We start from the raw sequence: 8,655 nt of genomic DNA on the forward strand, positions 1-8,655 counted from the left end.
AGCGGTGCGCCGCTGGCCGGCAGCGCGGCGGCCGGCAATGCGGCGGCCGCCGTGCCGGTCGCGATCATGCCGGCCGACGCGTTGCGCTGGCCCAGGCTTTCGGCCTGCGCGGTCGGCAGCACCCACAGGAATGCGCCAAGCGTCCCCAACATGACGGTCAGCGCAAAGCGTGCTGCCGCCGGTCCTTGCATCCTCGCTTCGCACCCTGGCGCCCGATGCGCCAGACGAGCCGATTTCGCGTTCATGTCCTTCCCCCGTTCACGTGCTGCTTTTACCGCTTATGTGATAGTTGCCTGCTGCCTGCTGCGTGTTATCTGGTGCATGTTATCTGCTGCCTGCTGCGTGCTGCGCGGTCCTGCTGGTCGTGGGCCTGCGTGGTCGTGCTGCTTGCGGTCCCTTTTCCCTTTCGTTGCTGTGCTGCTTCGATTGCCCCCCGCCCGCTTCGCGGCGCCGCTCAGAAGCATTCCTTCGTGGTCTCGCCGCCGACAATCACCCGCACGCAGTTGACCGGCTCGCGCGCCGCGACCTTGCGCACCGCGCGCGGCGCGGGCGCCGGAACGGGCGCGGAAGCCGGCGCGGGCGCTGCGACATCCAGCAGGGTCGAGCGCGTCGCGCCGGCGGTCGTCGCCGCCTGTGGGTCGACCTGGTTGCGCAGCACCAGCGACAAGGTGCCGATGCTGCGTGCAAGGTCGATCTTCTCTGCCTGGCCGGGCGTGACTTCGAGCGTCACCGCATCGACCACTTTCGGTTTGGTCTCGTCGCGCGCCACTTCCTGCGCGACGGCGAGCACCAGAATCTTTTCGAGCACGATCTTCGAGATGTGCTGGTCGCGCGAACCCGACGCCATTCCGGGATCTTTCTCAGTGTTGACGAGGATGTCGACGTAATTGCCCGGCAGCGCGAAGCCCGCCACGCCGATCACGTCGTTCACGCGCACCGTGATCGCGCGCTTGCCCTCGTTGATCACCGCCGACAGCCCGCCGACCGTGCCGACCGGCGACAGCTTCGACTCGAGCACCGGCTCGCCATGCAGCGTGCTTTCCTTGAGCACGCGGCCGTCGAGCTTCTGCACGTCGCTGAACGCGCCCGGCGGCACGCTGGCCGACGGCCAGTCGGTTACCTTCAGCACGTCGGGCGTGATGCGCTGGCCGAGATTGATGTCGGCCGTCGCGACCACCACCTTCGCGGTCGACGCCGACGACTGCGAGATCATCCAGCGCGAGCCGAAGATCACCGCCGCGAGGCCCGCGGCCGTCGCGAGCAGCAGCATGAATATCGCGCGTGAGTTGTTCATGTTCGGTCTCCTGGTTGCGCCGGGTCGGCGCCTGTACTCGTTACTCGGTTCGTGACTTCGTTTGCTTCGTGATTCACTTTCTGCTTCGCCACGCGGCTCTGTGCTTCAAACGGATCAGGCGGTCGCGAAGCGCCGCATCACGTCGCCCGCGTGATTCGGCCGCACCGGCATCGCGTCCGGCGTGCCCGCATGCGCGAAATAGCTGTTCCACGCGCGCTGCAGCGTGTCCGGCGTCGCGACCGGCGGCTCCTCGCGGTAAGTTGCATGCGCAACCACGAGGCCCAGCAGATCGCGCGGATAGCACGCGAGCAGTGCACGGCGCGCCGGCTGATGCAGCCGGTGCACGAGGAAATCGAATGCGTCGTCGTCGCAGCGCACGCCAAGCTCGCCGCACAGATTCGCGAACAGCGCGCCGTATTCGTGCTGCGCCAGCGGCCCGACGTACAGCTTGCAGCCGAGGCGGCGCAGGAACGCGTCGTCGCCGAGCTGCTCGGGCGTGAGGTTGCTCGAAAACGCGAGGCGCACGTCGAACGGCAGCTGGAAACGCGCGCCGTTCTGCAGCGCCAGTGTTTCGGTGCCGCGCCCGAGCGGCGCGATCCAGCGGTTCAACAGGTCGCGCGGCGCGACACGCTGACGGCCGAGGTCGTCGACGATATACAGGCCGTTGTTCGCCTTCATGTGGCCAGGCGCCTGATAGAAGCCCGTGCCCGCGTCGTAGCAGAGTTCGAGCATGTCGAGCGTCAGTTCGCCGCCCGCCATCACGACCGGCCGCCGGCAGCGCTGCCAGCGGCGATCCGCGGGCGCCGTCAGCGAGGTGACCGTGGCAAGGCCTGCGCTCGCGCTGGTGTTGGTGTTCGTGCCGGCGCGCGCGGCAGCGTCGGCGCCGGCAGCGGCGCATGGCACGTGAACGAGCGGATCGAAAATCTGCACGATCGAGCGATCGACCCGCAGCGCGTAGGGCACGTCGATGGTGCCCGGCATCAGCCGTGCGAGTGCTTCGGCGAGATGCGTTTTGCCGCCGCCGGCCGGGCCGTACAACAGGATCGGCCGGCCCGCGTTGAGCGCGCCGCCGACTTCGTCGACGAGCGTCTCCGGCAGCGTCAGCCCGGCGAGCGCGGCGCGCGCGAACGGCCGCGAGATACGCATCAGGTTGACGGACTGGCGCGCGATGGCTTGCGCGTAGGTATCGAGCGTCACCGGCGCAGGGCCGACATACGCGCACTTCGCGAGATAGCCGATCGCGCGTACGCGGCCCTCTTCGGTCAGCTGGTACTGCACGTCGAAGTCGGCCGCTCCCCGGTGTGTGACTTCGAGCTGGCGCTCGCGAATCATGAAGCCTGTGACTTCGTCGAGTACCGGAATCGTCAGCTTCAGGCGCTCCACCAGCTGCGCCAGGCTGATCTTGCCTTCGACCGCGGCGGCCTTCGCGGTCAGCTCGGCGAGAAACGGCAGGTCGAGGCCGGTCTGACTCACAGTCTGCGGGGCGCGGCCCGCGCCCGTCGTCTGTGATGCTTTGCCGCGTGACCCGATATCGTGCGTATCGATATCGCGCAGCCCAACCTCGCCCGGTCCGTGAGCGTTGTTCATCTGACTTCCCCCGTAACTGGTCAGCTTTTATTCGCCGTCCGCATCGCCGGTTGATCCCGGCCTTGTCTCGCCTGCTTTTTTACCCCGCCCTGCTCACTGCGTATTTTTTTGCGCTACCCCGTTTTCACGTCTTTTCCTGCACGCCCCGACGTGCAGATCCTGCCTGGCGGAGCCTGTGTCGCTCTATGGAGACCTGGCTCTCGTTCGTATTCCGTAACGTCCAGCTGTGTCGATGTTGCTCGTCGCGACTGCGCATGCCGCGCCCTTTACTGAACCGCGAGCACGATCGTGCAAAGCGCACCCGCTGCGATCGCGACGCCGAACGGCAGCCTGCCGACCGACACCTCACGCAGCGTCTCTCCCTGTTGCACGACGTGCCGCCAACCGCCCGTCACCGAAAGCAGCATCGAATACGTGTTCGACAGCCCATCCTTGATGCGCCGTTTGACGAGCATCGCCGCGAGCGCCCACACACCGCCGATCGCGCAGGCGATCATCGCGGTCTCGATCGCCCCCGTCATGCCGAGCCACGCACCGACTGCCGCCATCAGCTTGACGTCGCCGGCGCCGACCGCGCGCACCAGGTATCCCGGCAGGAAGATCAGCGCGCCGACCAGCCAGCCGGCGAACCACACCGCGAGGCCATCCAGCGCGCCGTGCAGCATCCACTGAGCGGGCAGCGCGGCCACCAGCGCCGTCGCGACCAGCCAGTTCGGGATGCGGCGCGCGCGCCAGTCGTGCACGGCGGCGGTGATCACCAGCAACAGGACACACGGTCCGAGCGGAAAAGGAACGGCGTTCATTGCAATCTCCGGTGTGCGATGCGCTATCCAATTCGTGGCGCCTTGCCTGACATGCAGCTTCGCTGCGGCGCCTGCGCAGCTGGCTCGCCCGGCTCTGCCTCGCCACGTTGCCAGCGTGGCAGAGCGGGCTTGCTCAAGCCGCGCCGTTCACTTGCCGGTGTTCGCCGACGCGGTCGACAGCGCCGTGGAGATCGTGTCGAAAATCGTGTGAATGCTCGTGCCGGCAAGCGTCGCGCCGCCAATGATCATCACCGAGATCAGGCCCACCAGCAGACCGTATTCGATGGCTGCCGCGCCTTCTTCGTCACGCAGGAACTGTTGAATCGCCTTCTTCATGCTAACCCCCGTAGAGTGGTGTGAAACTGCCGTTAAGAGCCGCTGCGCCTCATTACGCACCGGCACGCTGCCCGTCCAACGTAGACAGGCAAAATGGCATCGCCGCCCGGTTGCTTCGTCAAGGTGGTCGCGAATGATCCGTACGGCGTACGAATCATTCGCTCCACTCTTTTTTCGACTTCGCCCCCCATTGGCTCCGCCGCCTCCACGCCTCGCTGGTAGTCCCCGACCGCCAGGCGCGAAGTCCCCGTGTTGCTGTCCGGACGTTGTCGGTGTGTTTCCGATCGGTGTTTCCGGACAGCAACGAATCCGCCGTGGCCGACATATCGCAATGGGTATGCCAACAGGCCGCAAACCCTTGTCGGGCCGTGATTCGTGCGCTGACGAACACGTCCGGCGAACGCTTTCAGGCGGCTGACGTTTCGGGATCGATACATTTTTCGAGCCGGCTCAGGTATGCGCGGCGCGTTAAAAACAGGCTCTTTGCGGCCCCTCGCACCGGTAAAAAGAACGGCGCGCCGTCGGCAAACCCGCGACGGCTATGGCTCGATGATCCGGACGGCCGCCGCCGCAACGCGCCACCCGGGCGCCGCGACGGTTATGCCCAATGTGTCGCAAGCCTGAGACGCGCGGCGCGGCGCGCGTCCAGAACGCTATGCGGCTGATACGCGTGCTCGCGTGAGCCTTATCCGGCAAGGCGTTGCCGCGTTCGCGGATGAATCGCCGCGCGCGCGCGCCGGCCCAGGCCGCTTCTGCATCCTGATTTGTGCTTATACAAACGCGTGGGCCTTTCATTTATCTTTGCTCGACGCGCCGTATTCATGCGACGATAAGTCCGTCGCGGTACGCGGCGCCGGAATGTGCAGGAACGCAAAGGAATGTCCCGTTGGGCGGACCATTGCGGCAGAGCGCGAAGCGAAGCAACCCGCATGCAACGCCGCGCGCCGGCCGCACGACCCTGAACGATCAGGTCCGCGAAGACGGACCGGGCCATAACGACCGCAGTCGCAATCGAAGGATCACTGGCCGCTCGCCCTATGGGTCCGGCCACTATCCAACCGGGGGTACCATGCATTCCACCTCACCGACGGGCGCTACCGAGCGCTCCGTGCTTTGCGTGTCATCGGCACCCGATGAGCCGCTCGCCGAATTCCTCACGGCGGCCGGCTGGCAGGTCGTCCATGCGAAAACACCCGCCATCGCCGAGCGCCTGCTCGAGCGCGGCGACATCAAGGTCGGCCTCGTCGATCTGCCGGACGACTGCACCGCACAACAGTTGTTCGCGCTCGAGGCAGTCATGCGGCACGGCGAAACCAACTGGGTCGCCCAGATCGCACCAGGCCGCTCGGACGACGAATTGACGAGCCGTTTTATTCTCGACTACTGCTTCGACTTCGTCACGAAGCCGTGTCTGAACGACCGGCTGATCTTCGCGCTCGGCCACGCGCACGGCCTCTCGAGCCTGCGGCGCACGAGCGTGAAGCCGAAGCCTTCGCTCGGCCGGCACGGCATGGTCGGCCATTGCGAACTGATGCAACAGCTCTACCGGCGCCTCGACAAATGCGCGCAAACCGACGCGCCGGTGTTTATCGCCGGCCAGTCGGGCACCGGCAAGGAGCTGACCGCGCGCGCAGTGCACGACTGCTCGCCGCGCGCGAAGCAGGCGTTCGTCGCGATCAACTGCGCGGCGATTCCGCCCACCCTGTTGCAAGCGGAGCTGTTCGGTCACGAGCGCGGCGCGTTCACCGGCGCGCTGCAAAAGAAGATCGGCCGCATCGAGCACGCGGACGGCGGCACGCTGTTTCTCGACGAGATCGGCGACATGCCGCACGAATGCCAGGCCGTGCTGCTGCGCTTCCTGCAGGAAGGGACGATCGAGCGGCTCGGCGGCAATGCGCCGATCAAGGTCGATGTGCGCGTGATCTCCGCGACGCACGTCGATCTCGATGCGGCGGTGGCCGACGGCCGTTTCCGCGCGGACCTCTACCACCGGCTGTGCGTGCTGCGCCTCGAAGAGCCGCCGCTGCGCGAGCGCGGCAGCGATATCCGACTGATCGCCGAGTACGCGCTCAGCATGTACCGGCAGGACGGCACGCACAAGATTCGCGGCTTTTCGAGCGGCGCGATTGTCGCGATGTCGAACTACGCGTGGCCGGGCAATGTGCGCGAGCTGATCAACTGCGTGCGGCGCGCGGTCGTGATGGCCGAAGGGCGCTTCATCACCGAAGCCGATCTCGGCCTGCCCGCGGCCAGTACCGCGCGTGCGAAGACGCTTGCCGAGATTCGCATGCAGGCGGAGATCGAGGCCATCGAAGATGCGTTGCGCCGGCACGGGCACAATCTTTCGTCGGCGGCCGCCGATCTCGGCGTGTCGCGCGCGACGCTGTACCGGCTGATGAACGCGAACCGGATGCAGACGGACATCAGCTCGATCCGCCAAGGGCGGCGGCAAACGAAAAGCGGCGGCGAAACCAGCCCGGATGCGGACGCGAACCCGGACCCGGATCGGCCCGCTGCGGACGAGCGCGATACCCGCAGGCGCTCGCGGCCCGCGGTCGAAGCCTAGCCTGCGCGCTGCCCGGGTCGCTGCGTGCGACCCGCCGCCGTTGTTATGCTTGTCCGTGTCCACCCGGCACGGAAGCAAACTTGACCTCTCCCGAACCTCCCGAGCGCCCCGTCATCGCCGCGCGAGCGCGCGCGCCGTACGCCGCGGCCGTCCCGCTCTGCGGCAATCCCGCTGACGAACTGGCGATCCGCGGCGCGCGCTGCAGCCTGCACGACCGCCCGTGCCGCCACAAGCGGCTCGCGCTCGCGGCCACCATTCTGGGTTCGAGCATGGCGCTGATCGACGGCTCGGTCGTCAATGTCGCGTTGGCCGCGCTGCAAAGCGAACTGCACGCGAGCGTGGCGGCGATCCAGTGGGTGGTCGACGCGTATCTGCTGATGCTCGCGTCGCTGGTGCTGGTCGGCGGCGCGCTCGGCGACCGCTACGGACGGCGCCGCATATTCGTCTGCGGAATCGTGTTGTTTACGCTGGCGTCGGCCGCCTGCGGCCTCGCGCCCAATTCCGCGACGCTGATTGCCGCGCGCGCGGTGCAAGGCATCGGCGCCGCGCTGCTGGTGCCAAGCAGCCTGTCGATCATCGGCGCGGTGTTCGACGATCACGAGCGCGGCCGCGCCATCGGCATCTGGGCCGGATTCGCATCGATCGCGTCGGCGCTCGGGCCGACCGCGGGCGGCTGGCTCGTCGATGTGTTCTCGTGGCGCGCGATCTTCTTCCTGAATCTGCCGATCGCCGCGGCAACCCTCGTACTCGCGCTGGTGGCGGTGCCCGACAGCCATCAGCCGGGCGCGCCGCAGCGCATGGACTGGAGCGGTGCGATCGCCGCGGCGCTGGGCCTCGGCGCGCTTGCGTACGGCCTCACGCTCGCGTCGACGCATGGTTTCGCGGCGCCGGCCGTGCTCGCGTCGGTCGCGGGCGGCGGCATCGTGCTGATCGGCTTTGTCGTTATCGAAGCGTCCAGCGCGCAACCGATGATGCCGCTCGACGTGTTTCAATCGCGCGACTTCAGCGGCGCGAATCTCGTCACGCTGCTGCTTTATTTCGGACTCGGTGGCACGCTGTTCTTTCTGCCGTTCACGCTGATCCGCGCGCACGGCTTCACGGCGACGCAAGCGGGCGCGGCACTGTTGCCGATTCCGCTGATCATCGGCGGGCTGTCGCGTTTCGCGGGCGGCCTCGCCGACCGGTTCGGGCCGCGCCTGCCGCTGACAGCCGGGCCGATGGTCACGGCCGCCGGTTTTGTGCTGTTCGCGCTGGTGCCGGCCGTGAGCGGCGACACCTCGTATTGGGCGGCGTTTTTTCCGGCGCTCGTCGTGGTCGGCCTCGGCATGACGCTGACCGTCGCGCCGCTCACCACGACCGTCATGACATCGGTGCCGGGCGAGCGCACCGGCGTCGCGTCCGGCATCAACAATGCGGTCGCGCGCGTCGCGAGCCTGATCGCGATTGCCGCGCTCGGCATCGTGTTTACGTGGACGCATGAAGCGGCGCTGTCCACCCGGCTCGACGCGTTGCACATCCCGCATCGCGCCGGGCCGACACTGCGCTCGATCGCGCCCGGCGCGGCATTGGCCGAGGGCGACCTGGCGCGGCACGACGCCTCGGTTGCACGCGCGGACGCCGCTGCGCTCGATGCCGCGTTCCGCGCGGTCGCGCTCGTCTGCGCGGCGGCCGCGCTCGGCGGCGCCGTGTGCGCGGCGCTGATGACCGGCCGCCGCAAGTAAGCATGCATCGATGCATGCATGCGTGCGGTTGCGCTGCGAACCGCTGCATGCACGGCACACCGCTGCTGCTGCGGCCGGCGCGCAAAAGCCCTGGGCACGCAGGTTGCGACTGCGAGCACCACAGGTTGCGCCTCAATCGAGGAACTTGTCGCCCCTCACACAGTCGTTTTTACTTTGATCAGATCGAATCCGACCCGGCACAGCCGCGCCATTTCAATGATTTCTATGCGCAAACTATCGATTGCCAGGTTTCTGTGCGGTATCGCCGCACTCATGCTCACGCTGGCGCCTCTCGCCGCGACGCCGAGCGCGGCGGCCACGCCCGCCGCCACCGCCGCGGCCTCCACG

7 protein-coding genes are annotated in these 8,655 nt (G+C 67.5%); 2 read left to right on the top strand and 5 right to left on the bottom strand.

Annotated elements, in window-relative coordinates; translation table 11 throughout:
* Positions 1 to 454 precede the first annotated feature (454 nt).
* The 4 genes from cpaB to HV675_RS31570 all read right to left on the bottom strand — a co-directional run bounded on the left by cpaB (position 455) and on the right by HV675_RS31570 (position 4,020).
* Positions 455 to 1,294 carry a Flp pilus assembly protein CpaB gene (gene cpaB, locus HV675_RS31555; protein ID WP_175115383.1) on the bottom strand — a complete coding sequence of 280 codons (840 nt, stop codon included), beginning with the start codon at positions 1,292 to 1,294 and terminating at the stop codon, positions 455 to 457.
* A 114-nt stretch (positions 1,295 to 1,408) separates the two neighbouring features.
* Positions 1,409 to 2,881 carry an ATP-binding protein gene (locus HV675_RS31560; RefSeq protein ID WP_246270672.1) on the bottom strand — a complete coding sequence of 491 codons (1,473 nt, stop codon included), beginning with the start codon at positions 2,879 to 2,881 and terminating at the stop codon, positions 1,409 to 1,411.
* A gap of 266 nt (positions 2,882 to 3,147) precedes the next feature.
* On the bottom strand, positions 3,148 to 3,684 hold the full coding sequence (locus tag HV675_RS31565; RefSeq protein WP_175115384.1) for an A24 family peptidase: 537 nt from the start codon (positions 3,682 to 3,684) through the stop codon (positions 3,148 to 3,150).
* Positions 3,685 to 3,831: 147 nt separating this feature from the next.
* A complete protein-coding gene (locus HV675_RS31570) occupies positions 3,832 to 4,020 on the bottom strand; it encodes a Flp family type IVb pilin (protein WP_175115385.1) in 189 nt (62 codons plus the stop codon).
* A gap of 1,069 nt (positions 4,021 to 5,089) precedes the next feature.
* Between HV675_RS31570 and HV675_RS31575 the strand changes: the two genes are divergently transcribed.
* A complete protein-coding gene (locus HV675_RS31575; protein ID WP_175115386.1) occupies positions 5,090 to 6,586 on the top strand; it encodes a sigma-54-dependent transcriptional regulator in 1,497 nt (498 codons plus the stop codon).
* A gap of 113 nt (positions 6,587 to 6,699) precedes the next feature.
* Positions 6,700 to 8,307, top strand: a complete 1,608-nt coding sequence (locus HV675_RS31580; RefSeq protein WP_175115389.1) for an MFS transporter — start codon at positions 6,700 to 6,702, stop codon at positions 8,305 to 8,307.
* A gap of 155 nt (positions 8,308 to 8,462) precedes the next feature.
* Here HV675_RS31580 and HV675_RS31585 read toward each other — a convergent pair.
* Positions 8,463 to 8,655, bottom strand: a 193-nt coding sequence (locus tag HV675_RS31585; RefSeq protein ID WP_175115387.1) for a hypothetical protein, incomplete at its 5' end; no start/stop codon positions are given.

This window comes from Paraburkholderia solisilvae, from assembly GCF_902859875.1.
In the GTDB taxonomy this organism is placed as follows: Bacteria; Pseudomonadota; Gammaproteobacteria; order Burkholderiales; family Burkholderiaceae; genus Paraburkholderia; species Paraburkholderia solisilvae.

What these genes read in the sequence shown, in the direction of transcription:
- cpaB (WP_175115383.1), bottom strand. Translation starts at nt 1,294, where the DNA reads ATGAACAACTCACGCGCGATATTCATGCTGCTGCTCGCGACGGCCGCG.
- HV675_RS31560 (WP_246270672.1), bottom strand. Translation starts at nt 2,881, where the DNA reads ATGAACAACGCTCACGGACCGGGCGAGGTTGGGCTGCGCGATATCGAT.
- HV675_RS31565 (WP_175115384.1), bottom strand. Translation starts at nt 3,684, where the DNA reads ATGAACGCCGTTCCTTTTCCGCTCGGACCGTGTGTCCTGTTGCTGGTG.
- HV675_RS31570 (WP_175115385.1), bottom strand. Translation starts at nt 4,020, where the DNA reads ATGAAGAAGGCGATTCAACAGTTCCTGCGTGACGAAGAAGGCGCGGCA.
- HV675_RS31575 (WP_175115386.1), top strand. Translation starts at nt 5,090, where the DNA reads ATGCATTCCACCTCACCGACGGGCGCTACCGAGCGCTCCGTGCTTTGC.